24 protein-coding genes are annotated in these 24,581 nt (G+C 63.9%); 12 read left to right on the plus strand and 12 right to left on the minus strand.

Annotation, left to right across the window (positions count from 1 at the left end; genetic code table 11):
- Nucleotides 1-6 precede the first annotated feature (6 nt).
- Both J9314_RS01300 and J9314_RS01305 read left to right on the plus strand, forming a co-directional pair.
- On the plus strand, nucleotides 7-1,521 hold the full coding sequence (locus tag J9314_RS01300) for a tripartite tricarboxylate transporter permease (RefSeq protein ID WP_210604119.1): 1,515 nt from the start codon (nucleotides 7-9) through the stop codon (nucleotides 1,519-1,521).
- The gene (locus J9314_RS01305) at nucleotides 1,518-2,207 is read left to right on the plus strand and encodes a helix-turn-helix domain-containing protein (RefSeq protein ID WP_210604120.1); all 690 of its coding nucleotides are present in this window, start codon (nucleotides 1,518-1,520) and stop codon (nucleotides 2,205-2,207) included. The genes J9314_RS01300 and J9314_RS01305 overlap by 4 nt, the downstream gene beginning before the upstream one ends.
- A 409-nt stretch (nucleotides 2,208-2,616) precedes the next feature.
- Here J9314_RS01305 and J9314_RS01310 read toward each other — a convergent pair whose 3' ends face one another.
- The 8 genes from J9314_RS01310 to J9314_RS01345 form a co-directional block, all read right to left on the minus strand.
- Complete coding sequence (locus J9314_RS01310) at nucleotides 2,617-3,306, minus strand: FadR/GntR family transcriptional regulator (RefSeq protein ID WP_210604121.1); 690 nt, start codon at nucleotides 3,304-3,306, stop codon at nucleotides 2,617-2,619.
- A gap of 179 nt (nucleotides 3,307-3,485) precedes the next feature.
- A complete protein-coding gene (locus J9314_RS01315) occupies nucleotides 3,486-4,343 on the minus strand; it encodes an HpcH/HpaI aldolase/citrate lyase family protein (RefSeq protein WP_210604122.1) in 858 nt (285 codons plus the stop codon).
- A complete protein-coding gene (locus tag J9314_RS01320) occupies nucleotides 4,336-5,703 on the minus strand; it encodes an MmgE/PrpD family protein (protein ID WP_210604123.1) in 1,368 nt (455 codons plus the stop codon). Before J9314_RS01320 ends, J9314_RS01315 begins: the two co-directional genes overlap by 8 nt.
- Nucleotides 5,704-5,717: 14 nt before the next feature.
- Nucleotides 5,718-6,872, minus strand: a complete 1,155-nt coding sequence (locus tag J9314_RS01325; RefSeq protein WP_210604124.1) for an acyl-CoA dehydrogenase family protein — start codon at nucleotides 6,870-6,872, stop codon at nucleotides 5,718-5,720.
- Between the two features lie 4 nt (nucleotides 6,873-6,876).
- Complete coding sequence (locus J9314_RS01330; RefSeq protein ID WP_210604125.1) at nucleotides 6,877-8,037, minus strand: CaiB/BaiF CoA transferase family protein; 1,161 nt, start codon at nucleotides 8,035-8,037, stop codon at nucleotides 6,877-6,879.
- Between the two features lie 89 nt (nucleotides 8,038-8,126).
- A complete protein-coding gene (locus J9314_RS01335) occupies nucleotides 8,127-8,654 on the minus strand; it encodes a MaoC family dehydratase (RefSeq protein WP_210604126.1) in 528 nt (175 codons plus the stop codon).
- A 61-nt stretch (nucleotides 8,655-8,715) separates the two neighbouring features.
- Entirely contained in the window at nucleotides 8,716-10,005 is a 1,290-nt protein-coding gene (locus J9314_RS01340; RefSeq protein WP_210604127.1) for an MFS transporter, read from the minus strand.
- A gap of 100 nt (nucleotides 10,006-10,105) precedes the next feature.
- Nucleotides 10,106-11,626, minus strand: coding sequence for an amidase (locus J9314_RS01345; protein ID WP_210604128.1), 1,521 nt, complete (start codon nucleotides 11,624-11,626; stop codon nucleotides 10,106-10,108).
- A gap of 352 nt (nucleotides 11,627-11,978) precedes the next feature.
- Between J9314_RS01345 and J9314_RS01350 the strand changes: the two genes are divergently transcribed.
- Nucleotides 11,979-12,482 carry an NADPH-dependent FMN reductase gene (locus tag J9314_RS01350; RefSeq protein ID WP_210604129.1) on the plus strand — a complete coding sequence of 168 codons (504 nt, stop codon included), beginning with the start codon at nucleotides 11,979-11,981 and terminating at the stop codon, nucleotides 12,480-12,482.
- A gap of 166 nt (nucleotides 12,483-12,648) precedes the next feature.
- On the opposite strand, the gene J9314_RS01355 is transcribed toward J9314_RS01350, so the two are convergent.
- The 3 genes from J9314_RS01355 to J9314_RS01365 form a co-directional block, all read right to left on the minus strand.
- On the minus strand, nucleotides 12,649-12,978 hold the full coding sequence (locus tag J9314_RS01355) for a putative quinol monooxygenase (RefSeq protein ID WP_210604130.1): 330 nt from the start codon (nucleotides 12,976-12,978) through the stop codon (nucleotides 12,649-12,651).
- Between the two features lie 110 nt (nucleotides 12,979-13,088).
- Nucleotides 13,089-13,874 carry an SDR family NAD(P)-dependent oxidoreductase gene (locus J9314_RS01360; protein WP_210604131.1) on the minus strand — a complete coding sequence of 262 codons (786 nt, stop codon included), beginning with the start codon at nucleotides 13,872-13,874 and terminating at the stop codon, nucleotides 13,089-13,091.
- Nucleotides 13,875-14,052: 178 nt separating this feature from the next.
- Nucleotides 14,053-14,838: an IclR family transcriptional regulator gene (locus J9314_RS01365; RefSeq protein WP_210604132.1), complete on the minus strand. Its 786-nt coding sequence runs from the start codon at nucleotides 14,836-14,838 to the stop codon at nucleotides 14,053-14,055.
- Between the two features lie 152 nt (nucleotides 14,839-14,990).
- On the opposite strand from J9314_RS01365, the gene J9314_RS01370 reads away from it, so the two are divergent.
- From J9314_RS01370 to J9314_RS01385, 4 genes are all read left to right on the plus strand, one after another.
- Nucleotides 14,991-15,569, plus strand: coding sequence for a hypothetical protein (locus J9314_RS01370; RefSeq protein WP_210604133.1), 579 nt, complete (start codon nucleotides 14,991-14,993; stop codon nucleotides 15,567-15,569).
- Complete coding sequence (locus J9314_RS01375) at nucleotides 15,569-17,182, plus strand: GMC family oxidoreductase (protein ID WP_210604134.1); 1,614 nt, start codon at nucleotides 15,569-15,571, stop codon at nucleotides 17,180-17,182. The genes J9314_RS01370 and J9314_RS01375 overlap by 1 nt, the downstream gene beginning before the upstream one ends.
- A 272-nt stretch (nucleotides 17,183-17,454) precedes the next feature.
- Nucleotides 17,455-18,006: a dihydrofolate reductase family protein gene (locus tag J9314_RS01380; protein ID WP_210604135.1), complete on the plus strand. Its 552-nt coding sequence runs from the start codon at nucleotides 17,455-17,457 to the stop codon at nucleotides 18,004-18,006.
- Between the two features lie 134 nt (nucleotides 18,007-18,140).
- Complete coding sequence (locus J9314_RS01385) at nucleotides 18,141-18,899, plus strand: HpcH/HpaI aldolase family protein (RefSeq protein ID WP_210604136.1); 759 nt, start codon at nucleotides 18,141-18,143, stop codon at nucleotides 18,897-18,899.
- A gap of 75 nt (nucleotides 18,900-18,974) precedes the next feature.
- On the opposite strand, the gene J9314_RS01390 is transcribed toward J9314_RS01385, so the two are convergent.
- Nucleotides 18,975-19,850, minus strand: a complete 876-nt coding sequence (locus J9314_RS01390; RefSeq protein ID WP_210604137.1) for a LysR family transcriptional regulator — start codon at nucleotides 19,848-19,850, stop codon at nucleotides 18,975-18,977.
- A gap of 140 nt (nucleotides 19,851-19,990) precedes the next feature.
- Between J9314_RS01390 and J9314_RS01395 the strand changes: the two genes are divergently transcribed.
- The 5 genes from J9314_RS01395 to J9314_RS01415 all read left to right on the plus strand — a co-directional run bounded on the left by J9314_RS01395 (nucleotide 19,991) and on the right by J9314_RS01415 (nucleotide 24,500).
- Complete coding sequence (locus J9314_RS01395) at nucleotides 19,991-20,992, plus strand: Bug family tripartite tricarboxylate transporter substrate binding protein (protein ID WP_210604138.1); 1,002 nt, start codon at nucleotides 19,991-19,993, stop codon at nucleotides 20,990-20,992.
- Nucleotides 20,964-21,548 carry a tripartite tricarboxylate transporter TctB family protein gene (locus tag J9314_RS01400; RefSeq protein ID WP_246490548.1) on the plus strand — a complete coding sequence of 195 codons (585 nt, stop codon included), beginning with the start codon at nucleotides 20,964-20,966 and terminating at the stop codon, nucleotides 21,546-21,548. Before J9314_RS01395 ends, J9314_RS01400 begins: the two co-directional genes overlap by 29 nt.
- Nucleotides 21,549-21,561: 13 nt before the next feature.
- On the plus strand, nucleotides 21,562-23,076 hold the full coding sequence (locus J9314_RS01405; protein ID WP_210604139.1) for a tripartite tricarboxylate transporter permease: 1,515 nt from the start codon (nucleotides 21,562-21,564) through the stop codon (nucleotides 23,074-23,076).
- Nucleotides 23,073-23,468, plus strand: a complete 396-nt coding sequence (locus J9314_RS01410; RefSeq protein ID WP_210604140.1) for a universal stress protein — start codon at nucleotides 23,073-23,075, stop codon at nucleotides 23,466-23,468. The genes J9314_RS01405 and J9314_RS01410 overlap by 4 nt, the downstream gene beginning before the upstream one ends.
- Nucleotides 23,469-23,564: 96 nt before the next feature.
- Complete coding sequence (locus J9314_RS01415; protein ID WP_210604141.1) at nucleotides 23,565-24,500, plus strand: NAD(P)-dependent oxidoreductase; 936 nt, start codon at nucleotides 23,565-23,567, stop codon at nucleotides 24,498-24,500.
- The last annotated feature ends 81 nt before the right edge of the window (nucleotides 24,501-24,581 follow it).

Here is a 24,581-nt window from a genome sequence, read left to right on the forward strand (position 1 = left end):
GCGGGCATGGACACTCTCATCGATCTGGGAGGCGGCTTCGCCTCGGCGTTGGAGCCGGTCAGCCTCGCCTTCGCCCTCCTCGGCGTGCTGCTGGGCACGATCGTCGGGGTGCTGCCGGGCATCGGCCCGATCTCGGCGATCGCGATCCTCATCCCCGTCTCCTTCGGGATGGAGCCCGTGCACGGTCTCATCCTGCTCTGCGGCATCTACTACGGCTCGATGTACGGCGGCTCGATCACCGCCACGCTCATCAAAACCCCTGGTGAGGTCGCTAGTGCGGTGACGGCGATCGAGGGCTACGAAATGGCTCGGCAGGGCCGGGGCAAGGCGGCGCTGGCGACGGCGGCGATCGGTTCGTTCCTCGCCGGGACGCTCGCGATCATCGGCCTGACGTTCCTCTCACCCGTCCTCGTCAAGCTTGCGAACGTCTTCGGTGCCACCGAATACTTCCTGCTCATGGCCACGGCCCTGCTGCTCGCGTCGACGATGTCGGCGGGATCGCGGACGAAGGCGCTCATCTCGATCTTCATCGGGTTGGCGGTCGGCCTCATCGGCCTTGACTTCCAGACCGGCCTGCCGCGGCAGACCTTCGGCATCGGACTGCTCTCTGACGGCGTCGACTTCACGATCTTCGCGATGGCGCTCTTCGCCATCCCCGAGGCGATCCGCAATCTCGCCCTCGGCCGCGGGGCGAAGGAGAGGATCCAGAGCTTCGGCGAGGACAAGTGGATGACCAGGCAGGACTGGCAGCGCTCGGCGGGACCGTGGGCGCGCGGTTCCGTGCTCGGTTTCATCATCGGCATCCTCCCCGGCGTCGGACCCTCGCTCGCGTCCTTCATGTCCTACATCATGGAGAAGCGGATCTCGAAGCGGAAGGACGAATTCGGCCACGGCGCCATCGAGGGTGTGGCCGGTCCCGAGGCGGCGAACAACGCGGGAGTCGGTGGTGCGATGATCCCGCTGTTCAGCCTCGGCATCCCGGGGTCGGCGACGACGGCGCTGCTGCTGTTCGTGTTCACGATGTACGGTCTGCAGCCGGGTCCGCTGATCTTCCGCGAGGAGACCGGTCTGATCTGGACGATCATCGCGAGCATGTACATCGGCAACATCGCGCTCATCATCCTCAACCTGCCGCTGGTCGGGGTGTTCGTCAAACTGCTGAAGATGCCCAAAGAGATCCTCTTCTCTGCGATCCTCGTGCTCGTCGTCATCGGCGCCTACGCCATCGAGTTCAGCCTCTTCGGGCTGATGATGCTCGGCATCTTCGGCGTCATCGGCTACCTCATGGAGAAGGGCGGGATCCCGTTGGCTCCGGCGATCCTCGCGCTCGTGCTCGTGCCGCTGCTCGAGGACAACTTCCGCCGCATGCTCCAGATCTCCGGCGGATCGTTCGCCCCCTTGGTCACTCGGCCGGTGTCGCTGTCGATCATCATCCTCATGGTCCTCGGCATCGTCGGACCCGTGCTCTTCCGCTGGTGGGTGAGCCGCCGGAAACTGCTTGCGGACGTGAGCGTGTCATGAGGGACTCAGACGACGCTTCGACGTCGGAGATCGGGGTCCTCGACCGCAGTGCCGCGATCCTCACGGCGCTGCAGGACCAACCGATGACCGCCGCCGAGGTGTGCCGACGACTCGGGTACTCGAAGTCGACGACCTACCGGCTGCTGACCGACCTGCGCTCCCACAGGTTCATCGTCCGCGACTCCACCGGGCTGCTGCGGTTGGGGCCGTTCCCGGGCCGGCGGAGCATCGCGACGACGAACTCCGTGCTCGAGCACCTGCGGACGCTGACGAATGAGTCCGTGCAACTGTGGATCCGGGCCGGCGAGGACCGGGTGTGCGTGCGCAACGTCGAGGCCGATCATGAGCTGCGGGTCTCGCGCGGCGTCGGTACGATCCTGCCTCTGACCGACGGTGGGTCAGCGGCATTGGCACTGTGCGGGCCGGGGAATCCTGTGGAGTTCTATGCGACGAAACAGGCCCGAATGCCCGACGTCGCCTCGGCGAGCGTGGCCTTCACCGTCGAGGCGACGGTCTTCGCGCTCTGCGTGTCATACCCGCTGACGCGGGAACCCGAGAACGTCGCCGGAGCGTACCGGGCCTTGCTGACCCAGGCCGCCGGAGAGCTGCCAGCGCTGCTCGCCGGCAGCGAGGAGCTCGCGGTGCTCCGTGACATCGCACGCCTGGCGCTCGGGGCGAAGAAGTAGGGGGCGGGGACGCGGAATTCGCACCGACGGGCTGAACTTACTCGCGGCATTGAGGATGTTGACCACCGGCGGCCAGTCCCAATGTGAAAACATCAGGTATTTGAAAGCTATAAGCTCGATGAATCTGGATCTATTCGGAAATGCGCCATTTGAATGCCCTCAGGTGGAGGATTCGGGAATCCGTTCGAGAGGGATCCCTTTGCAGTCCTGCACGACGTGTGGGACGAATATCTGAGCGCGGAGGAAGCTGAGCGAGACTATGCGGTGGTCGTCGACACCGAACGGTGGGTTGTCGACGACACCGCGACCGCAGCACTGCGATCCAGAGCTCTCGCCGGGTGAACTATGGGACGTCCAGGGCCTCCGGGGGGCTTTCTCGCGTGGGAGAAAGCCCCCCGGAGTCTATGAATCACAATCCGCGGCTGCGGTAGTACTCGGAGACCGAGTCGAGGTGCTGACGCATGAGAGCCATCGCAGCCATGGAGTCGCGTCGAACGATCGCGTCAAAGAGCGCGGAATGGTCGTGACTCACGCTCGAACCGATGTTGGCGGCGGCATTGGCCTCACCGACGATGTTCTGCAGGGCGTTGAACAGAGGAATCGTCACGACCTCGAGGAGCGGGTTGTGGGCCGCTTCGACGATCTGCTGATGGAACGTCGAATGACTCGAGAACGACGACTCCTCGCTGCGCAGACTCGGATCGGAGTTCCTCAGCTTCTCGAGGTCCTCATCAGTTCGCCGCGAAGCGGCATAGCCCACGGCGGGGACCTCGGTGACATGCCGGATCTCCATGAGGTCGTCGATCGAGATCGACTCGGCTGAGGCGAGGAGCGTGACACCGACCTCCAACTGAGAACCGAGATGGCCGACGGTCGGAATCGTCACGAAGGTTCCGCCGTTGACTCCCCGAACACTTTTGACGAGATGCTCGCTCGACAGGGTTCGAAGCGCTTCGCGGATGGTGCTCTGCCCCACGGCATAGGTCTCACGCAGGTCGGCGTCCGCCGGCAGCCTCGAGCCGGGGGCGAAGGTGCCGTCGAGGATCTGCCGTCGGAGATTCTCCGCAACAACAGCGTAGGCGGTCTTCGACTCGACCACCTCAGGCACCTTCGCTCGGAACAGCGGCGAGGTCGATACTCAACGGCATTCTGTCTTCTCTCTGTCAGGCTCGCTGGCCCACTCGCGCGCAAGCGGCTAGGGCCGTGATGCCATGGTAATGCGAGAGCAGACGCCAGCCCGCACGTTGGGATCGATCCGTGTCTGCATTCGGCTCGGAGTCAGCCTCCGAGGGCGACGAGCCGTTCTGCTCGACGAATGACCACTTCGTCGATGAGTTCCCCGTCGAGGACGAAGGCACCGGCGCTGCGGGAGCGCGCTTCGGCGATCACCGAGGTCGCCCACACGATCTCCGCTCGGCTGGGAGTGAAGGCCGATCGGATGATGTCGATCTGCTTCGGGTGGATGGCCAACTTGCCGTCCAATCCATACGCCGAGGCGACTGCAGCCGTCCTGCGCAGGCCCTCGTCATCGTTGACGCCCGGATGAACCGAGTCGATGACGGGTACCCCATGGGCACGGCCCGCGAAGAGCAGGTTTGCTCTGGCGAATGCGAGCAGATCCTCGAACACCCCTGCGACAGCGTCTGTCTCGCGGGCTCCCAGGTCGAGCTGCAGATCCGCCGAGCCGAGGGCGAGCGCATCGACTTCCGGACGCGCAGCGATGCGCTGGGCCTCGAGCACGCCCCGTGCCGTTTCGACGAGAGCGACCACATGGAAGCCGGCCACTGTCTCGAAGGGTTGGTCTGCTTCCGCCATCGGCACCATGATCGAACCGACCCTCAGCTGACGGGCGAGCTCGAGGTCTTGATCGATATGCACGGAGGCGAAACCGTTGATCCGCAGGCAAGCCTGATCGGCACGGACATCCGATGCCGCGAGCAGATCCCGTGCCTTCCCCTTGTCGTCCTCACGAACACCGTCCTCGAGGTCGATGACGATCTGGTCGGAAATCGCTTCGGCCTTGGCGAACCGGTCGGGCCGATCGGCAGGGACGAAGAGCCAGCCGGGCCCCGCTGCGCCGATCGTCGGCACCGTGGTCGGGGCAGGGGACTCCTGCAGGGCCCGCGCCTCATCCACAGAACGCTCCGATCACGTCGACCGCGGAACGGTCCTCGGGGGATTCCGTGATGGTCGCCGAGATCGTCGAGGCCTTCTCCTCACCGACGGCAGGGACCGCGCAGTCGGCGAACTTCCCGGCCACCTCGGCGTTGGTCAACGGACGTGACTCGTGACCCCGGTTGATCTGCTCCGCCTCATGCAGCGTCGTGCCGTCCTGGAGGGTGATCGCCAGATCACCCGAGAAGGCCTTCGGGTACAGGCTCGACGGGTCATGTTCGACGACCATCTTCTCGGCGAGACGGAGGACGGACTCGTCAGCCCGCGCAGTCTCATCGAGTTCGGAGAAGGTGATCCGCCCGTGCCGGAGCGCAGCGGCGGTGAGGTAGGGCAGGCTGAACTTCGCGTCGTATTCGCTGCGGGGACGCAGCTTGTCGGCGACCGGTTCGCAGACCACCTTTCCCGGCACATCGTGGATCTTCGCTGTGATCGTCTCGATCCGATCAGTATCGAAAGCGGGATTCTCCCGCAGGCGCAGCGCGATGTCGATGAAGGAATGTGTGAAATGACAGGTGGGGAACGGTTTGACTGCGACGTTGCCGACTTCCCACACCTCGCCGAGGCTGTCGAACGTCTCCGGTCCGGGCGCGTCCTCGTCCTGGATGTGGGTGCGGTACAGACCGAACCGCCCCTCGTAGATCTCCGTCGGTCCGTCGAAGCCGGCCGCGGCCAGCGATGCCGCATGGAGGCCGGCACTCGCGGCCCACCCGGGGTGGAGCCGCTTTGTCGGTGCTCCCTCGTCGAGGAACTGAAGGAGCCCGGAGGAGAACGAACCAGCGATGCCCTGCGCGGCGACGAGCCGGTCGGCGCTGAGCCCGCGGAGTCTGCCGACGCCGACGGCAGAGCCGAAGGCACCGAGAACACCGGTGGGGTGGAAGCCCTTGTCGTGGAAGCGTCCGTCAACGGCCATGCCGAGTCGGGCATTGACCTCGATGGCGAGGATGTACCCCAGGAGGAGGTCCCCGAAGCTCATGGACTCGTCGACAGCGCTGATCACGGCCGCCAGAGAGGATGCGCTGACGTGGGAGACCGCAGCGATGTGTGTGTCGTCGAAGTCGTGGCCGTGGATCATCAGTCCGTTGGCAATGGCCGCCCGGGATTTCGACAGTCTCGACGTACGACCGATGACCGGGGTGTCTCCTGGGCCGAGATCCGAGAGTCCGTCCATCGCGACCTCGGCGAAGTCCTCGGTGCTGGCGGCGAGGCCGACTCCGACCGAGTCGAGGAGCAGATGACGGGCACGCCGCCGGACTTCGGCGGGGACGTCGTCGAGGGTGATCTTGGCAGTCGATGAGGCAATGGATTCTGAGATGCTGGTCATGAGGGCTCCTGGGATCAGATCGTGGTGCGGCCGGAGAAGATCGACTTGGCGATCACGGTGTTGAGGATGTCGTTGGTTCCCTCGCCGATGCTCATCAGCGGGGCATCACGATAGAGTCGTTCGATCTCGTACTCCTTCGAGTAGCCGTATCCGCCGTGGATGGACATGGCCTCGATCGCCGATTCGAGGGCGACCTCGGAGCAGAAGACCTTCGCCATACCGGTCTCACCGTCGGCGCGGCCATGGAGTAATGATTGAGCGGACCAGTACATCAGCTGGCGTGCGGCTTGTACGCGTGTGGCCATTCGGCCGACGCGGAGCTGGATCGCTTGGAACTCCGAGATCGGCTGCCCGAAGGATTTCCGGTCCTTGGCGTAGGAGACGGACTCCTCGAGGGCCCGCTGCGCGATGCCGACGGAGCGGCCGGCGATGTTCACGCGTCCCCACTGCAGGGCGGAGAGCACCTGCTGCATGCCGCGTCCTTCGATTCCGCCGAGGAGTGCATCGGCGCTGACCTCGCAATTGTCGAAGACGATCTCGCAGCTTTCGGGGCCTTTGTACCCGAGTTTCGGGATGTCTTTGGTGACCTCGAATCCCGGCGTCCCCGCCTCGACGAGGATGATGCTCATCCCCTTGTGGGCAGGTGTGGTCGTCGTATCGGTCTTGACGAGGACGGGGAGTGGATCGGCGTGCCGGGCATTCGTGATCCACATCTTCGCCCCGTTGATGACGTAGGTGTCGCCGACCTTCTTCGCGGTCGTTTTGATCCCTTGCAGATCGGTTCCGGCGTCGGGTTCGGTGAGCGCGAGAGCTGTCCGGCGCTCTCCCGATGCCAGTGCCGAGAGGTGTTTCGACTTTTGCTCGTCGGTGCCGTGTTCGGCGATCATCTTCGCAGCCATGGTGTGGCTGCCGAGGACACCGGCGATGCCCATCCACCCACGTGCGAGTTCTTCGAAGACGATGCCGAAGGAGACCGGGTCGATGCCCAGTCCGTCGTAGTCTTCGGGGATGGTCAGTCCGAAGAGCCCCATCTCCTTGAGGTCATCGATGATCGCCGTGGGGTATTCGCCCTCGGCTTCCATCTCGCGGGCGACAGGGATGATCTCCCTGTCGACGAAGGTTCGCAGCGATGTCTTGAAATCGCTCTGCTCGTCGCTGAGTTCGAACATTGTCTCAGGCTCCTCTGCTGCTCGTAGTGATGTCGAGCTCGGCCAGGAGCTCGCCGCGGTGTTCGTCGACGGTCGGTGCCGCCCGATTGCTCTTCAGTCGCCTTCCTGCACGTGGGGCCGTGGCTATGTTGCGGATCGTGCCCCAGCGGTGGTGGTCGGTGTCGAAGACGAGGCCGCGTTCGGCGACCAGCGGGTCCTCAAGTGCCTCGGCGACGGTCTTGACCTTGGCCACAGGAACACCGGCCGCTTCGAGCAGGCCGACCCACTCGTCGGCGGTGCGCTGGAGGAAAGCCTCGTCGAGGATGTCGAGGAGTTCTGTTCGGTGTTTGATGCGCTGGTCGAAGCTCGAGAATCTCTGCTCGTGCAACCTCTCGTCGCCGACCACTTCTGCGAGGCGGGTATAGAACTTCTCCTTGGCGCAGCCGACGGTCATCCAGCCGTCTCTGGTTTCGAAGGCCTGGAATGGCACGAGCGAGGGATGGGAGGACTTCCGTGTTCGCTGAGGTTCGAAGCCCTCGTTGAGGTGCCAGTTGCCCACATAGGTGAGCATCGAGATCGCGGTATCGAAGAGGCTGAGGTCGCAGTCCGTGCCCTGCCCGTCGCGACGGGCGGCGTGGACGGCGGCGAGCATGGAGATCGCGGCGACGAGTCCTCCGCTGAAGTCGACGAGGGAGAGCCCTGATTTCGTGGGTGGCCCGTCGGGTTCACCGGTGATGTCCATCCAGCCGGCGGCGGACTGGAGCATGTAGTCGTATCCAGGGCGTTTCGCCGCCGACCCGCCGCCGTAGCCGGAGAGGTTGCAACACACGATCTGCGGATTGATGTGCTTGAGATCGGCGTAGGTGATGGACAGCTTGGCGGGTACGTCGCCGCGGAGGTTTGAGTACACGACGTCGGCATCGGCGACGAGGCGGTCGAAGATCTCACGGTCGGCCGGGTCGCTCAGGCTCAGCGCGATGCTGCGTTTGTTGCGGTTGAAGGACTCGTAGAAGAGCGAGTCCTCCCCCTCGCGATAGGGCGGGACGTAGCGTCCGATGTCCCCGCCGGTGTTCGGGTCCTCGATCTTGATGACGTCGGCACCGAGGTCGGCCAGCTGCATCGACCCCCATGGTCCCGCCCCGTACTGTTCGACGGCGATGATGCGGATGTCCTCGAGGGGTTCCATCCTGTCTCCTCCTGCGATCGTGTTCTCGTGTGTCGGTCGGTTCCGGGCTGTTTGGTTGGTCCGGGTGGTGGGGATGCTCATCGCGCCCCTCAGCTGTAATCGGTGACCGAGTCGGCCGCCTCGGGGAAGTGGCCCTGACCGATTCCGCTGTCGCGAGTGGCGATCATCACCGAGCGCTTCCAGCTGACGACGGTGATGCCGTCCTGATTGAGGCCGCGCGTTGTCATCGAGATGATCCCTGCGTAGTCGCGGGACTTCGACCGGCGCGCCTCGGTGCACACGCTCTCCGCATAGATGGTGTCTCCGATGTAGACGGGGTGGCGGAAGGCGATATCAGTGAATGCAAGGTTCGAGATCGCGTTCTGACTCATGTCGAACACGCTGAGGCCGAGCACCAGAGCGACTGTGAGGCCGGAGTTGACGATGACCTTGCCGTCGGTGATCGGGTTCTGTGCAGCGAAGTGTTCGTTGAAGTGATTCTGATTCGTATTGAGCGTGAGGTTCGTCAACCAGACGTTGTCCGCCTCGGTGACGGTGCGACCGAATGGATGTTGGTAGATGTCGCCGACGGCGTAGTCCTCGAAGAATCGGCCGATGGTGGCGTCGTGGGTGGTCATGGTGCTTCTTTCTGTTGTCGGTGGCTGGGATGGCGGAAACTTCGCGCGGACCTGGCGCCGGTCAGGCGATCTCTTCGAGGCTGCGACCGCGGGTCTCGACCGGGATCGCGAGGACGACGGCGATCATGCATACGGCCATGGCACAGACGAAGCCGATGGGGCCGAAGAGCCCGAAGGCGACGAATAGTCCCGACATGGCGAAGGGCACGACGATCGAGGCACCGCGGGCGAAGGTGTAGGAGATGCCGGTTCCGCGCAGGCGGTAGCGGGTCGGGTAGAGCTCGGGCATGTAGGAGTAGAGCACGAATGTCACGAGTGTGTAGATCGCGGTGACGAGCAGGATGCCGATGATGACGATGACGACGATCGACTGTGCTGCAGCGTAGGCGAGGCCGAGTGGAATGACGATGATCGAGAAGGCGATGATCGCGGTGCGGCGGTTGAGCTTGTTGATGAGCAGCAGACAGACGAGTCCCCCACCGGGAGCGCCGAGTGCCATCGCTGTCGTGTAGGCCAGTGAGTGCGAGACGTCGATGCCCTGTTCGACGAAGAATGTCGGCATCCAGGAGATGAAGCCGTAGACGAACATGTTGACCCCGACTGCGACGACGGTGCCGAGGATGGCGAGTTGCCAGAAGGGGCGTTTGGTGGTCGCCGCGGGCTCGACGGTCTCGTCGACCGGTGCGGGTGGAGTGTTCTCGATCGTGGTGGCTGACTTCGCTTCGAATCGTTCGACGATTGCCTGAGCTTCACTCAGCCGACCTCTGACCACGAGCCACCGCGGGGACTCGGGGCACCTCGTTCTGGCGATCCAGACGACGACGGCGAGGACGGCTCCGATGACGAACATCCAGCGCCAGCCGAAGTTCGAGATGACGAGGGCTCCGATCGCCGAGGCGAAGAGCAGCCCCGAATTCACGAGGATGCCGAGCATCGCTGTCCACCGCCCGCGGCTGCGAGGAGGCACGAACTCGCCGAGGATCGCTGCTGCGAGGACGAGCTCGGCACCGAGACCGATGCCCATGACGAAGCGGGTGCCGACGAGGAATTCGAAGCTCGGTGCCAGAGCGGCGGCGAAGCCGGCTACCGCGAAGATGAGCAGGTTGACCTGGTAACTCATGCGGCGTCCGAATCGGTCGCCGACGAATCCGGCGGTCGCTGCACCGAGGAGCATGCCGAAGAACGTCATCGACATGAACACGGCGACTTCGCCGACGCCTGCGAATCCTGTCGAGACGAGGGCTGCCGAGACACCGGCGGCGATGTAGACGTCGTACGCGTCGATCATTGCCCCGGCGCCGATGTAGGCGAAGAGCTTTCGGTGTTCTGCGTTCGGTGTGAGCGCGTCCATGCGCGCTCCGATCTTTGCTTGTTCTGCAGTGGTGTCTACGGACATCGTTGTCGCGCCTTTCAGTGGGGGTTTCCTTCTGTCTGCGTGTGGTGCTGTGTGGTCAGGTGCATGCCTCGGCCACGCGTGCCGCGCAGTCGAGGAGGGCTTGATCGTCATAGGGGCGGCCGATGATCTGCAGGCCCGGTGAGAGGGAGTCGGCGATAGCGGGCAGCGGGACGGTCACTGCGGGCAGTCCCAGGTAGTTGATGATGCGGGTGAACCGGCTGGCCCGCATGTAGTCAGACTCCGCGCGGCCGACTTCTGCCTCGTCGCCCGTGGAGGCTTTTGGGGCGAGGATCGGGCTTGTCGGGGTGAGCATAAATCGTGATCCTTGCATCGCCTCGGCAAGGAACTGCTCGGTCAGCGGTGCGCGCTGAGCGAGGGCGTCGGCATACTCGATGGCCGAGATGGCGGTCCCTCTGATGACCCGGGAGAGTACCTGATCGCCGAGGAGATCCCAGTTCCATCGCAGTACCCGTCCGACGTTTCGGGCCGCCTCGACGCTGACGATCACGACGGATCGTCGGTTGAGTTCGCTGTCGTCGAAGTCGGTCGCGCGGAGCGTGCGGCGCTCGCCGGCGTCTCCGCCGGGGCTGATATCTTCGCCGGTCTCGATTCCTCCGTCGTCAGAAGCCTGACCGATGGCTGTGAGGGCCTCGGAGAAGGCGGCGGTCACCTCGGCGTCGCAGTTCTCGGCGACCATCGGGAGTGACAGGTGTGCGAATCCGAAGGCATCGGACCCGCTGTGTGCCTCGAGGCGGGAACGTGAGTCCCTGTCGACGACTGCGCTATTGGAGAACAGTACCTCGGCGACCCTGCGTACGGTTTTCGCATCGGCGGCAAGCAGACCGATCGTGTCGAGCGTCTCCGACAGTGGGAGGAGCCCGGTGGTGGAGAAGATTCCGTTGGTCGGTTTGTAGCCGACGAGGCCGCAGAAGGCGGCTGGCAGACGCACCGAGCCGCCGGTGTCCGTGCCCAGGGAGAGATCGCTTGAGCCCGAGGCAACCGAGATGGCCGAGCCGCTCGACGAGCCACCGGAGAGGAAGGCATCGTTGAGGGGGTTCACTCCGTCGCCGAGCCAGTGATTGTGTCCGGTGGGGCTCATCGCGAACTCGGCCATATGATTGGCCCCGATGATCGCGCCGCCGGCGCTCTCGCTCGCAGTGAGCAGAGGAGAGTTCATTTCCGCACGGTGATCGGCGAGGGCAGGTGTGCCAGCGGTCAGTGGGTAGCCGGCGATGCCGATGTTGTCCTTGTGGGTGATGCGCAGCCCCTCGAGCTCGGCGGAGCGTTGGGACGCTCCGGTCACTCCGGACTCTGTATAGGTGCGGATGATTCCCGAGCGACGGGATTCGCCAGTGGTGTCGTTCCAGAGATCATCAGAGGAATGGTCTGAGTCGTTGACGTCGGCGATCAACCACTCGAGTGGTGCAGGGGCGGAGAACGCATCGTCAACTGCAGATGCCACCGCCTCGGCCACAGACTCGACGCGTTCGCCGGGTGCAGAATCGAGGAGATCTCTCACAGCGCAGCTGATGCGGGAAGACTTCCCCGCGCCGACCTTCTCTGTTGTGGTGGTCATGTCTGCCCGTTCTCGTCGCGATGGGCGGTGCGACGCAGCACTGCGTGCACCGGCCAGGAGGCGGAGCTCGGCGGGAGTTCGGTGACCTCGTGGCAGAAACGAGCTTAAACCTATGATCTTTAGAGGTCAATAGGCGGAGGCGAATGGGTTATGAGGGAAAAGTGAAGATAAAACTCAGATCAATAGGCTCCGTTGAAGCGAAGGTCGGGTGGGAGCGTCGAGTCCATGACTCTGCGTGACTTCGGTCTGACCCGCCGTGGGCCGGCTCGCATAGTGTGGCGGTGACGGTGCCGAGGAGAATTCCCCATCGCCGTCCATCGTGCATCGCAAAGCACTCTTTGAGGAGACCGTCATGACCACACGCATCGCCGTCGTCGTCGGCAACCCGAGTCCGAAGTCGCGCACGCGACAGGTGGCTGAGGATCTTGCTGTCCGCATCGCCGACATCACCGGTTCCGAGGTCGATGAGACCATCGAACTCGCCGAGGTGACCGGTGAGGTCTTCGAATGGAAGTCCGATCGGCTCGACACCCTCACCGATCGCCTGGCCACCGCCGACTACGCGGTCATCGCCACTCCCACGTACAAAGCGAGTTACACCGGCCTGCTCAAGGCCTTCCTCGACCGCTATGATGCGGGCGGCCTCCACGGACTCACCGCGGTCCCAGTGTTCACCATCGGCTCACCCGCGCACACCCTGGCCGTTGAGACGACCTTGCGGCCGCTGCTCGTCGAACTCGGTGCGAGCGTACCGACGAAGGGGCTGGCGTTCCCGACCGCGAAGTTCGACGAGCGCGGGGCCGTCCTCGACGAATTCATCGAGACGCAGGGTGCCTACCTGACGCGGGCCCGCTGAATCGAATCGTCAGCTTGGTGAACCTGCACCAGCTCGGTCCATGCACCAAGCTGGTGCAGGTTGACCAAGCTGTTGCCTGGAGGGGCCCGCTGAACGCAGCGCGGGCCCGCTGAACGCAGCGCGGGCCCGCTGATCGAATCAGCGGGCCCGCGCAGCAGTTCGAGTCTCAGTCGACCTGGAGTTCTCCCATGGCGTCCCAGTCATCGCCGTCGATCTGACGGGAGATGATCTTCGGAGTCGCGGTGAGCGCGCTGTGCATCGGACCGCCGTCGGCGGTTGCGGCCTGGAAGTGGTCGGACTTCACATGCGCCTCGGCGGCGTCGTCATCGAAGGCCTCGACGAGGACGTACTCGTTCGGGTCATCGAGGCTGCGGGACCAGTCGAACCATTTGTTGCCCGGTTCGGCGCGGGTCGCCTCGGTGAATTCGCGGGTGATCTCCGGCCACTGCTCGGCCAGCTCGGGCTTGACGGGGAACTTCACGACGATGAAGATCATGGTTTCTTCCTTCTCTCTGATAGATAGTCAGTCTCGGGTGGTCGGTCTGGGAAGATCGACGGAACGCGGAACCGGTACAGCTCCAGCCTAGGTAACTGTTCAGGACCAGCCTAGGAGAACTGCATGCCGCCGTCGACGAGCATGGTCTGTCCGGTGATGTAGTCGGAGTCCTCGCCGGCGAGGAATGACACGAGGTTCGCCACGTCCTCGGGCACGGATACCCGGCCCATGAGGATGTCGCCGGCGTATTTCTTGATCGCCTCACCCTTGGCCAGCCCCTCCTCGGCGGCGAGCTTCTCGTCGATGAGGTCCCACATCGCGGTGCCGACGATGCCCGGGCCGTAGGCATTGACGGTGATGCCGTGCTTGGCCCACTCCATCGCCGCGCCCTGCGTGAGTCCGCGGACGGCCCATTTCGTCGCCGAATACGGTGACAGCAACGCGAAGGGGCGGAAGGCGACGATCGAGGCCGCGCCGATGATCTTCCCGCCGTTGCCCTGCTTGATCATCTGCTTCGCTGCCGCTTGGTAGGACAGGAAGACGCCGGTGAGGTTGACGTCGACGATCTTTTCGAAATCCGCCTTCGAGTACTCGATGAGCGGTTCCACCTGGGCGATTCCGGCGTTCGCGACGAAGACGTCGAGCTTGCCGCCCGCCTCCACGGCCGCCTCGACGAGGCTGCTCAGCGAGTCCTCGTCCGTGACGTCCACCTCGGCGCCGGTGGCCTTCCCACCTGCCATTTCGATCGCCTCGACGGTCTCGGTGACTCCGTCCTGCATGGACGGCAGGTCGGCGACGATGACGTGATGGCCGTCCGCGCCGAGCCGAGTCGCGATGCCCTGTCCGATGCCGCGTCCGGATCCCGTGACCACTGCGACGCTGGTGCTCGTGCTCATATCTACTCCTTGATGTCTCGTCCTTGAGTGAGCACGCTCATTCTTTCCACGCAATGTGGGCCGGGGACATGATCGTTCTCGCGTGGTGAGAATTCTGAGCCAGGAGCCGATCCCCGCCGAGGTGGCCGTGCAGGGTCGTCAGCGCTCGGGTGCTGTCGTCAGCGCTGAGGTCCCGCGGTCACCGCTCCGGTGCCGCGGTGGGGATGAGTTCGGCCCCGCCGCGCAGGTAGCTCGAGGCCAGACCTGCGTGCTCGCGCAGCGTCGATTCCATCGTCTTCATCCGCCCCTGCGCCTTCGTCGACGGGGAGCTCACCGCCATCGCCCCGACCTGTACGCCCGTGCCGTTGCGCACCGGAACCGCGGCGCAGGTCTGGCGCGGGAGGAATTCGTCGTGCTCCCACGCGATGCCGCGCAGGGCCACCTCGGCGAGGTGATCGTCGAGGTCATCGCGGTTGATAATCGTCTGCGGGGTGAGCACCGTCATCCCCCGCGCTTCGAGGTAGTCGGTGCGCTGGGGCGCGGGCATGGCGGCCAGGAGGATCTTGCCGAAGGCGGTCGCATGGGCGGCCTCGTGGAAGCCGAAGCGCAGCGGTCGCAGCCGCGGATGCTTCTCGCAGTCCGAACAGTAGGTGAGGATGATGTCGGAGCCGCGGTAGATCGCGAAGTACGCCGCGGTGCCGAGTTTGCGGTGGAGCTGGTCGGTGATCTGGCGGATCGGGAACGGAGCGACGAGGCGCTGCTGGAAGGACAGGCCGAGCTCGAAGCACTTCGGCCCGAGTTCGAAGCGCTTCGGATCCTTGAGATAGACGAGGTAGCCTGCCGTCTCGAGCTCGTGGAGGAGCCGGTAGACGGTGGGCAGGGGGATCTCCAAGCGGTCGGAAACGGTCTTCGCCGAGGCGCTCCCGGTGGTGGCGACCGCCTCGAGGACGGAGAAGACTCGCTGGATCACGGCACTGTTCGACACGGTGTCTCCTAACTTTTTCACGTCGTGAGAATGAGGATAGTCGGTCGTGCTCTGCTTCACATAGATTGCTGGAGACCGGAACGGCAATGGCGCCCGGTCGGACCGGTGAGTTCGGTCGGCAGGGCGCACGAGATGGAGCAAAGGAGCATCCGATGGCATTCCCCGCCAAATATCCGTCGCTCAACGCGATGGAGATGACCGATGAGGCCCGCCAGACCCTCATCCGAGTTCTGCGTGTGGCATTCCCACACGCCGATTTCCCCGACGGGCCCTATGAGCGCACGGCGGACACCCTCATCACCGCCGCCGATGAGGAGACCTGGTTCCGTGTCGCCCTCATCCAGGGATTGCTCTCCCTCGACCAACTCTCCGACGGGGACTTCTGCGGACTCGACGAGGAGTCAGCGCTGAAAGTGCTGCGCCGCGTCGAATCCACCGAGTTCTTCGGCTTCGTCCGCCGCACCGCTGTGCTCAATCTCTACGACGACGCCGAGGTGTGGGAGACCCTGGGCTACGAGGGTCCGTCCTTCGACAAAGGCGGTTACATCAATCGCGGGTTCGACGACCTCGACTGGCTGCCGGAGCCGAGCATTCTCTACCCCGAGGACGAGCCGCTGCCCGAACTCGGCGAAGGAGCGAAAGCGGGTGCGCCGGCCGGAGGCACCGCCAGCGACCGATCGACCAATCAGCCCGCGCCGCAGCGCGCCGACATGGGTGAGGTGAAGAAGTGATGACCACTCAGCAGAACGCAGGACCACAGGCAGGAGCCAGCGTGACCGGATACAGCATCGACCCCGACGAAGAGGCCGTCGTCATCGTCGGCTCCGGTGCCGGCGGAGGCACACTCGCCTACGAACTCACCGCCAAGGGCATCCCCGTCGTCGTCCTCGAGGCCGGGCCGTACCTGCGCAATGAGGACTACGTCAACAACGAGTGGGAGGCCTTCAACCAGATGGCCTGGCTCGATCCGAGGACGACGACCGGGTCCTGGCGGATCGCCCGCGACTTCCCGAACCTCCCGGCATGGATCGTCAAGGCCGTGGGCGGGACGACGACCCACTGGTCGGGTGCGACCCCGCGGTTCAAGAACCACGAATTCAAGGCGCGATCCACCTACGGTCGCATCGACGGAGCGAACCTCCTCGACTGGCCGATCACGCTCGAGGAGATGGCGCCCTACTACGACCGGGCGGAGAAGTCGATGGGCTCGACCCACGTCCACGGTCGCCCACCGCTGCCGGCGAACAACAACTACAAGGTCTTCGCGAACGGCGCGAAGGAGGTCGGCTACAAGTTCTACGCCACCGGCCCGTACGCGACGAACGCCGAAGAGTACGACGGCAGACCAGCCTCGATCCAAGATGGTTTCAACTTCCAGGGGGATAAGAACAAGTCGAAATGGTCGACCCTGGTCAGAGAGCTGCCGAGAGCCGCAGACACCGGCCTGCTCGACCTGCGCCCGGAGTCGCAGGCCGTGCAGATCACCCACGATGCGAACGGCCGGGCAGACGCGGTGCTCTACCTCGACAAGGACGGCAACCTCCATCGGCAGGCCGCGAAGCTCGTGTGCGTGGCCGGCAATTCGATCGAGACGCCGAGGCTGCTCCTCCTCTCCGGCACCCCGTCCTTCCCCGATGGGCTGGCGAACTCCTCGGGACAGGTCGGCAGGAACTATATGCGGCACCTGACCGGCACCGTCTGGGGTCACTTCGACAAGCCCGTGCGGATGTATCGCGGAGAGACGATGGCCGGGGTCATCGCCGACGAGTCGATCCACGACCCGGATCGCGGGTTCTCGGGCGGGTATTACATGGAGACGATCTCGCTGGGACCGGCATTCATGGCCTCCTTCGTCGAACCCGGCGGTTGGGGCCCGGACTTCGCGGCCCTGCTCGACCGGTACCTCAACACCGCAGGCATGTGGATCGTCGGTGAGGACATGCCGCAGGAGTCGAATCGGGTCACGCTCAACACGACGGTGAAGGACCAGCACGGGCTGCCCGTGCCCAACGTCCACTACGACGATCACGTCAACGACCTGGCGATGCGCGAACACGCCTACGCTGCGGGCCAGAGTGTCTACGAGGCGGTCGGAGCCACGACCTCGCACCACACCCCGCCATACCCGTCGACGCACAACCTCGGCACCGCGCGGATGAGCGAACGCCCCGAGGATGGTGTCGTCGACAAGTGGGGTCGTACGCACGATGTGAAGAATCTCTTCATCTCCGACGGCTCGGTGTTCACATCAGGTGCGGCGGCGAATCCGACGCTGACCATTGTCGCGCTCGCCATCCGGCAGGCCGAATACATCGCCGAACAGCTGCGCACCGGCGAGGTCTGAGGCTGTTTCGTCTTCAGCTCGGTGAGCCCGGCGGCGACGGCGGCCGCCGGGCGCTTCCGGCCTCCCAGGTTCGTTCCGATCTACCAGCTTGGTGAACCGGCACCAGCTTGGTCCATGCACCAAGCTGGTGCCGGTTCACCGAGCTGGTGCCGGGGAGAACCTCCGCGCAGGCCAGGTGACGGCAAGTAGGATGCCAGAGACCGACATCGACGCAGCCTCGGCGGGCAGAAGTCCCACCACGATCGCCGCAGGCTCGGGAGGAGAGGCCGCCTGTGCCACGCACCGTCTATTACACCGCGACCACGCTCGACGGATTCATCGCCGACCCGAATGACTCGCTCGAATGGCTGCTGCGCCAGTCCGGAGAGCCGCCGGATGACGGGTTCATCGACGGCGTTGGAGCGGTCGTCATGGGCGCGACGACCTACGAATGGGTGCTGCGCAACCTCGACGGACCCTGGCCCTACAGCGCTCCCGCGTGGGTGATGACGCACCGCAAGCTCGCACTGCCCGAGGCGGGCAAGGAGGGGAAGACACCCGACATTCGCTTCGCGCAGGGCTCGATCGCCGACCACTACTTCGAGATGTGCACGGCCACCGGCGACCACGACCTGTGGGTGATGGGCGGGGGAGACCTCGCCGGTCAGTTCGCCGACGAGGGATTCCTCGACGAGATCATCACCTTCACCGCTCCCGTCGTCCTCGGCAAGGGCCGTCCCCTGCTGCCGCGCCGCCTCGACCTCGAACTCCTCGAAGTCGGGCACAGCGATCCCTTCGTCATCGCCCGCCACCGGGTGATCGGCCCGCTCCTCGAAGACGGCTGAGCCGCCTCGGCGGGATGATTCCCTGCACCGAGGCGGGGCCCGGTTTCGCGGGGACGGTGGGGCCACCTCGGCGAAGGTCATCCGGATATCGGGCACCCCTGGTGCCGCGTCGGATTCCGTGATTCGATGCAGGCATGACTGCTGCGATTGAGAATCATCGGGCCCGCCTGCGCGCGGGGGAGACCTACAACGGACTGTGGATGATGTCGACGAGTCCGGAGCTTGCGAAGATCGGATCGTCGTCCGGGTTCGACTATGTCTGCCTGGATCTGCAGCACGGGCTGATCCGGCCCACCGATGTGCTGCGATTGACCGATGCGGTGCGCGCCAGCGGGGATGCGCTCGTGACGGCGCGGGTCGCGGCGAACCGGTTCACGGAGATCGGGGCGCTCGCCGACGCCGGCGTCGAAGCGATCATCGTCCCGCTCGTGTCCTCGGTCGCCGAGGCCGAAGCTGCCGTCAGTGCCCTCGACTATCCCTCGCGGGGCGGGGATCGATCATGGGGGCCGGCCGCGGAGATCATGCACAATGCCGTGCAGGACACCACGGCCGAGCGCCCGCTGCTCTTCGTCATGATCGAGAACGAGGACGGCCTGGCCAACGTCGAGGACATCTGCGCGGTGCCCGGCATCGACGGGGTCTATGTCGGGCCCTCGGACCTCGCGTTCGCCGTCGGTGCGCTGCCGGGTCAGCACAACGAGGCCCACGCCGAGGCTCTCGTGCGCATCCGCACGGCTGCCGATGCCGCGGGCATCGTCCCGGGAATCCACTGCGGCGACGGTGCCGAGGCCAAGCTGCGTAAGGAACAGGGTTTCCGCTTCATCACCTCATGCGGCGACCTCGGAGCCGCGGGCCGAGCCTTCCGAGAGGATCTCGCCACCGCCCGCAGTTAACCTCTATTGCTACCCGACGGCGGCCCAGCAACCTCGCGCGAAGGTGCTGGGCCGCCGTCGGGTAGTTCTGGGAGGTCAGGAACGGAGCAGGGAGACGACCTGCCGCAGGGCTGGGTTCTTCGACTGGACGTTCCACATGGCCTTGAGTTCGACGATCTCCTCGGGCAGGTCGGCGAACGCTTTGAAGCGAACTCCCGGCACGCGAACCAGGGAGGCAGATTCGGGAACGAACGCAAGTCCGTGATTGTCGGCGACGAGGTTGATCATCGTGAGCACCTGGCTGATCGAGTGCTTCACCATGTGATGATCGATGGGGAAGTGGCGGATGATGAGGTCGTAGAACGATGTCGCCTTCGTTGCAGAATGCATGATCAGAGGCTCCCCGGTCACATCGTCTTTCTGAAGCGGTCGATTCAGGTCGAGCAGTCGATGGCCGTCCGGTATGGCGAGCAGCAGCCGCTCCGCCAGCAGCAGCTCCGAGTCGATGAAGCTCGGGGTGGTGTCGGAACGGCCCAAGCCGAGGTCGATGCGACCTTCTGCGAGGTTCTCGAGCTGTACCCCGGTGACCATTTCGTGCAGGTCGAGGTCGATCCCGGGGAAGTTCTCTTCGATTGCCGTCACTAAGCTGCCGAGAATGCCGAATCCGCTGGCCGCGGTGAAGCCGATGCTCAGGCGCCCCCACTGCCCAGAGGCAATGCGTCGAGCATCTTGAGGAGCGCGGTCGGCCATTGCCAGCAGTACTTGGGCATTGTCGAGGAAGGCTTCGCCTGCTGCGGTGAGTGCTACGCGTTTGTTGTCGCGGTCGAGAAGGTCCACTCCGACGAACTTCTCGAGCTTCTGGATCTGTCGACTCAACGGAGGCTGGGTCATAGAGAGAGCTTCGGCGGCTTTGCCGAAATGCAGGTGTTCGGCGACCGCGACGAAGCACCGAACTTGGTCCAATGTGTACATAGAACGACAATACCTTTCGGGCATTACTTCATGCAGATATCAACATAGACAATATTATCGCCGCTTTCTAGGCTCATTCCGAAAGCGCTCAACAGGTACGCAGTGGTACCGACCGAGCCAGATAAGGAATGGACCAGAAAATGCAGAACATCTCCAAACGAGTTGTCGGGCCGCTGGCCCTCGGGTCCGTCGTGGCCCTCGCGCTGTCTGCCTGCGGAGGCAACGTCGCTGCTGGTGGCGGCGGGGGTGATGAAGACTTTCCGACGAAGGAAGTCTCCATCACTGTAGGAGCCGCCGCAGGAGGATCCACCGACCTCATTGCACGTGCTCTGGCCGATGGTGCCTCGTCCGACCTCGGTCAGGCCATGCCTGTGATCAACAAGCCCGGCGCCAACGGCACTCTGGCGGCCAAAGAAGTCCAGTCGGCTAAAGCCGATGGATATAACCTCGCGACTCTCAATGCTTCACTCATCACGATCACTCCGCTGGCTGTCGGCGAAGACGAAGCGGTGAGCATCGACGACTTCGAAGTCATCACCGGAGTGTCACAGGACGACTACGTCATGGTGGCCAATCCGGATGCCGGTGTGAAGACCGTCGATGACATCAAGAAGAGCGATAAGAAGCTCTCCTTCGGTACGGCGGGCGTCGGCACCGGTTCGCAGCTGGCGCAGAGCCTTCTGCTGGCTCAGATCGATACCGACTTCAAGGAGGTTCCCTTCGACTCCGGAGCACCGGCAGTCACAGCGACTCTCGGCAATCAGGTGAACGTCTCGACAGTGCAGTTGGGCGAAGCGAAGCCGCATATCGATGCCGGCAAGCTCGTGCCGATCATGGTTTTCTCCGAAGAGCGGAACAAGTTCCTCAAGGATGTTCCCACGGCGACCGAAGAAGGCTACGACATTCCGGTCTCCCAGTACCGGGCGGTGGTCGCGCCTAAGGGTACGCCCGATGCTGTCGTCGAGAAGCTCGACAAGTCCTTCAAGGCGACCTTCGAGACGGACGCCTACAAGGAGTTCAACGAGAAGAACCTGCTGACTCCGACAGAGGTTCCCGGCGATGAGATCGCAGCCGATTGGTCCGATCTGGCCGACCGCTACAAGAAGCTGGTTGATGAGTATGACATCGATCTCGCAGACTGAACGGACAGCCGTGGACAATCTCGAAGACAGCGACGATCCGCCTGAGGTTCAGGCCATCGGCGATGACGCAGAGACTCCCGAAGAGCTTCTTGCCCTATGGGAGGAGGATGCTCCCGAGCCTGGTGGCGGCATCGCCAATCTCGTGGCGTGTGCCTTCACCCTGGTCTTCGGGATCGTGGGCATGGTGCTGTCGTGGAATCTCTCCCTCGGCAGTCTGACAGACCCTGCTCCAGGTTTCTTCCCGTTCGTCGTTTCGCTGATCACCGCGGTCCTTTCGGCGGCCCAGATCGTTCTGGGCCGCCGGGGCGGCGACGGAGAGAAATTCAACCGCTACTCGGTCACGGTCGTCTGGGGAGTCATCAGTCTCCTGGTCTTCGTCGCAGCACTGCCCCTGATCGGATTTGAGATTCCCGCCCTGCTCCTGTCATTCGTGTGGATGAAGTGGCTGGGCGGCGAGTCCTGGCGCTCCGCCGGCCTCTATTCGATTCTGACCGTCGCGGGCTTCTATCTCATCTTCGTTGTGGCGCTGCGGACGCAGCTCCCTCATCTCTTCTGAGGAGGACGAACACATGGACATCTTCGGTCCAGTTATCGAAGGGTTCGGCACCGTCCTCGAACCCGGCAATCTTCTATACTGCTTCATCGGTGTTCTCGTCGGCATGCTCATCGGTGTCCTGCCTGGTCTCGGGCCTGCCGCCACCATGGCAATCCTGTTGCCGATGACATTCGGAATCGAACCCGTCACGGCGATCATCATGCTCGCCGGCATCTTCTATGGTGCCCAGTACGGCGGCACGATCACTTCGGTGCTGCTTCGGCTGCCCGGTGAGGCAAGCTCTGTCGTCACGGTCTTCGACGGCTTCCAAATGGCCAAACAGGGCCGAGCGGGTGCGGCTCTCGGCGTTGCGGCAATCGGATCGTTCATCGGTGGAACAGCCGCGATCTTGGGCCTGACCTTCCTGGCTCCGCTGATCGCCGGCTTCGCGCTCGACTTCGGCCCTCCCGAATACGCGGCACTCTCGCTTCTCGGTGTCACCTTGGTTGCGACGATCAGCTCCGGCAACAAGGTCAAGGCGCTCATCGCCGCATCCATCGGGGTATTCCTCGCTATGGTCGGTCGAGACGTATTCACGGGCACCGAACGATTCACCTTCGACAATCTCAGCCTCAGTGACGGCATCGACTTCGTGACCGTGGCCATGGGCCTCTTCGGGCTCGGTGAGATCCTCTACAACCTCGAGGAACGGCACAAAGCCATGGCGGCTCCAGCTAAGCCGAAACGTGTCTGGCCGTCGCGAGGGGAGCTCAAGCAGTCGGCTCCGGCGATCGGTCGGGGATCGATTCTCGGCTTCCTGCTGGGAATCCTCCCCGGCGGGGGAGCCACGATCTCCTCGCTGGCCGCCTATGGCGTGGAGAAGAAGGTCGCCAAGGATCCCTCTCGCTTCGGCAAAGGCGCTATCGAAGGCGTGGCTGGACCGGAATCGGCGAACAATGCGGCGGCGACTTCATCCTTCATCCCGCTGCTGAGCCTCGGAATTCCTGCCAATGCCACGATGGCGCTGATGTTCGGGGCACTGCTGATCCAAGGAATCACCCCTGGGCCGCTCCTGGTCACTGACGAACCCGAACTGTTCTGGGGCGTCGTCAATTCGATGTACATCGGCAATATCCTGCTGCTCATCATGGCGATCCCGCTGATCGGCGTCTTCGTCAAGATCCTCAGCGTCCGGCCGGCGATCCTCGCTCCGATCACTGTTCTCATCACTCTCATCGGTGCCTATACGATCAAGAACTCCGTCTTCGACGTGGGACTCGTCGTACTCTTCGGAGTGATCGGATACCTGATGAAGAAGACCGGCTTCGAGCCGGGGCCGCTCGTGCTCGCATTCGTTCTGGCCGAGCTTCTGGAATCGAGCGTGCGTCGTTCGCTCATCCTCTTCGAAGGCGACCTCGGCGGCGTGTTCACCCGGCCGATCACCGTCACATTGCTGTTCGTGTTCCTGATCGTCATCCTTCTGCCGATCATTCAGAAGATGCTCGGCAGCGCCAAGGCCAAGTCAAAAAGCAAGGAGCTCGTGTCATGAGCATTCTGGTCGGATACGTCCCCACACCGACGGGAGAAGCTGCAGTCGATGCGGCCATCAAAGAGGCCAGCTGGCGAGGAGTGAAGCTGCGCATTGCGAACTCACGCAAACGCGGCCCACTGGTCGATGGCACTGTGGCAGAGGATGCTGACCTCGAAGCGGTGAAGAAACGGGCCGAAGACGCCGGGGTCGAAGTCGAAGTCTTCACTCTCGCCCACGAGGATGATGTTGTCGACTCACTGCTGGAGGCGGCCGATGCCTGGTCTGTCGACCTCATTGTCATCGGTATGCGCAAGCGCTCGCAGGTCGGAAAGTTCATCATGGGCTCTTCCGCGCAGCGGATCCTGCTGCAGGCAGAGATGCCGGTTATGGCGGTCAAGGTCGAGAGCTGAGCGCGTCCTCTTCGAGCCGGTACCAGCATTGCTGGTACCGGCCTCTCATCTGTGTGATGGCAAGAGCCGTCGCAACATACCGAATACGGAGCTGATATGACTCTCAAAGTGGCAGTGCTGCCGACTTCGACCGCACACCTCGACGAGGCGCTGTTGTCGGCCGACGCAGTCCTCACCTCGTTGGACAACGCTCAGGCATTGATCTGGACGGGTTCCGACCACACCGGCTTCCCACGAAATCTGCCGTCGACCATCGAATGGGTTCAGCTCAAATCCGCAGGTGTCAGACCGTGGATCATCTCAGGCATCATCGATGCTCATCGCACGTGGACATCCGCCGTCGGTGCCTACAGCGACGATGTCGCCGAACACGCTGTAGCTCTGCTGCTCGGCAGTCTGCGGCTCCTGACTCGTCACGCACGGGCGAACACCTGGCTGAAGGATGAAACGTGGGGTGCGGTTCGTTCTCTGCGGGGTCGACGGGTCGTCATCGTGGGTGCCGGTTCGATTGGTCGGGCAATGATTCCACTGCTCAATGCGCTCGGCACGCAGGCGATCGCTGTCAACCGTTCCGGGCGGAAGGTCGACGGTGCAGAGACGACCGTGGCAGCTGGGGACCTGAACACGGCGTTGGCGGCGGCCGATGATGCGATTCTGGCCGGTGCCTCCACGGATGCGACGCACAGGCTCATCGGCGCAGAACAGCTGGCAGCACTCGGTTCGAACCCGCGCGACGGGGCTCCCGGAGTGCTGGTCAATATCGCACGAGGTGACCTCCTCGATACTGTTGCCCTGACTCACGCACTGCACGCGGGGATCATCAGCGGGGCCGGTCTGGACGTCTCCGATCCCGAACCACTTCCTGTCGGTCACGAGTTGTGGACTATGGACAATGTGCTCATCACCCCGCACATCGCCAATCCGAATAGCCGCATGACGGAGAGCTTCGCAGCGTTCGTCTCAGAGAATCTTCGCCGCTTCTCCGCAGGACGAGCACTGAAGGCGGTAATCGATCTGGAGCGCAGCTACTGAGCGCACTGCTGCTCGGCAGCGTGGTGAGGTGGCGACGAGGAGCGTCTCCGCAACAGCGGGAGCCACACGGCCCCGACAGTC

The sequence above is a fragment of the Brevibacterium oceani genome, assembly GCF_017948325.1.
Taxonomy (GTDB): domain Bacteria; phylum Actinomycetota; class Actinomycetes; order Actinomycetales; family Brevibacteriaceae; genus Brevibacterium; species Brevibacterium oceani.

Coding starts and splice junctions, on each gene's coding strand:
- J9314_RS01340 (WP_210604127.1), bottom strand. CDS start 10,005: ATGGACGCGCTCACACCGAACGCAGAACACCGAAAGCTCTTCGCCTAC.
- J9314_RS01335 (WP_210604126.1), bottom strand. CDS start 8,654: ATGACCACCCACGACGCCACCATCGGCCGATTCTTCGAGGACTACGCC.
- J9314_RS01390 (WP_210604137.1), bottom strand. CDS start 19,850: ATGTACACATTGGACCAAGTTCGGTGCTTCGTCGCGGTCGCCGAACAC.
- J9314_RS01395 (WP_210604138.1), top strand. CDS start 19,991: ATGCAGAACATCTCCAAACGAGTTGTCGGGCCGCTGGCCCTCGGGTCC.
- J9314_RS01355 (WP_210604130.1), bottom strand. CDS start 12,978: ATGATCTTCATCGTCGTGAAGTTCCCCGTCAAGCCCGAGCTGGCCGAG.
- J9314_RS01410 (WP_210604140.1), top strand. CDS start 23,073: ATGAGCATTCTGGTCGGATACGTCCCCACACCGACGGGAGAAGCTGCA.
- J9314_RS01350 (WP_210604129.1), top strand. CDS start 11,979: ATGACCACACGCATCGCCGTCGTCGTCGGCAACCCGAGTCCGAAGTCG.
- J9314_RS01305 (WP_210604120.1), top strand. CDS start 1,518: ATGAGGGACTCAGACGACGCTTCGACGTCGGAGATCGGGGTCCTCGAC.
- J9314_RS01360 (WP_210604131.1), bottom strand. CDS start 13,874: ATGAGCACGAGCACCAGCGTCGCAGTGGTCACGGGATCCGGACGCGGC.
- J9314_RS01400 (WP_246490548.1), top strand. CDS start 20,964: ATGAGTATGACATCGATCTCGCAGACTGAACGGACAGCCGTGGACAAT.
- J9314_RS01345 (WP_210604128.1), bottom strand. CDS start 11,626: ATGACCACCACAACAGAGAAGGTCGGCGCGGGGAAGTCTTCCCGCATC.
- J9314_RS01405 (WP_210604139.1), top strand. CDS start 21,562: ATGGACATCTTCGGTCCAGTTATCGAAGGGTTCGGCACCGTCCTCGAA.
- J9314_RS01325 (WP_210604124.1), bottom strand. CDS start 6,872: ATGTTCGAACTCAGCGACGAGCAGAGCGATTTCAAGACATCGCTGCGA.
- J9314_RS01320 (WP_210604123.1), bottom strand. CDS start 5,703: ATGACCAGCATCTCAGAATCCATTGCCTCATCGACTGCCAAGATCACC.
- J9314_RS01370 (WP_210604133.1), top strand. CDS start 14,991: ATGGCATTCCCCGCCAAATATCCGTCGCTCAACGCGATGGAGATGACC.
- J9314_RS01300 (WP_210604119.1), top strand. CDS start 7: ATGGACACTCTCATCGATCTGGGAGGCGGCTTCGCCTCGGCGTTGGAG.
- J9314_RS01375 (WP_210604134.1), top strand. CDS start 15,569: ATGACCACTCAGCAGAACGCAGGACCACAGGCAGGAGCCAGCGTGACC.
- J9314_RS01385 (WP_210604136.1), top strand. CDS start 18,141: ATGACTGCTGCGATTGAGAATCATCGGGCCCGCCTGCGCGCGGGGGAG.
- J9314_RS01330 (WP_210604125.1), bottom strand. CDS start 8,037: ATGGAACCCCTCGAGGACATCCGCATCATCGCCGTCGAACAGTACGGG.
- J9314_RS01415 (WP_210604141.1), top strand. CDS start 23,565: ATGACTCTCAAAGTGGCAGTGCTGCCGACTTCGACCGCACACCTCGAC.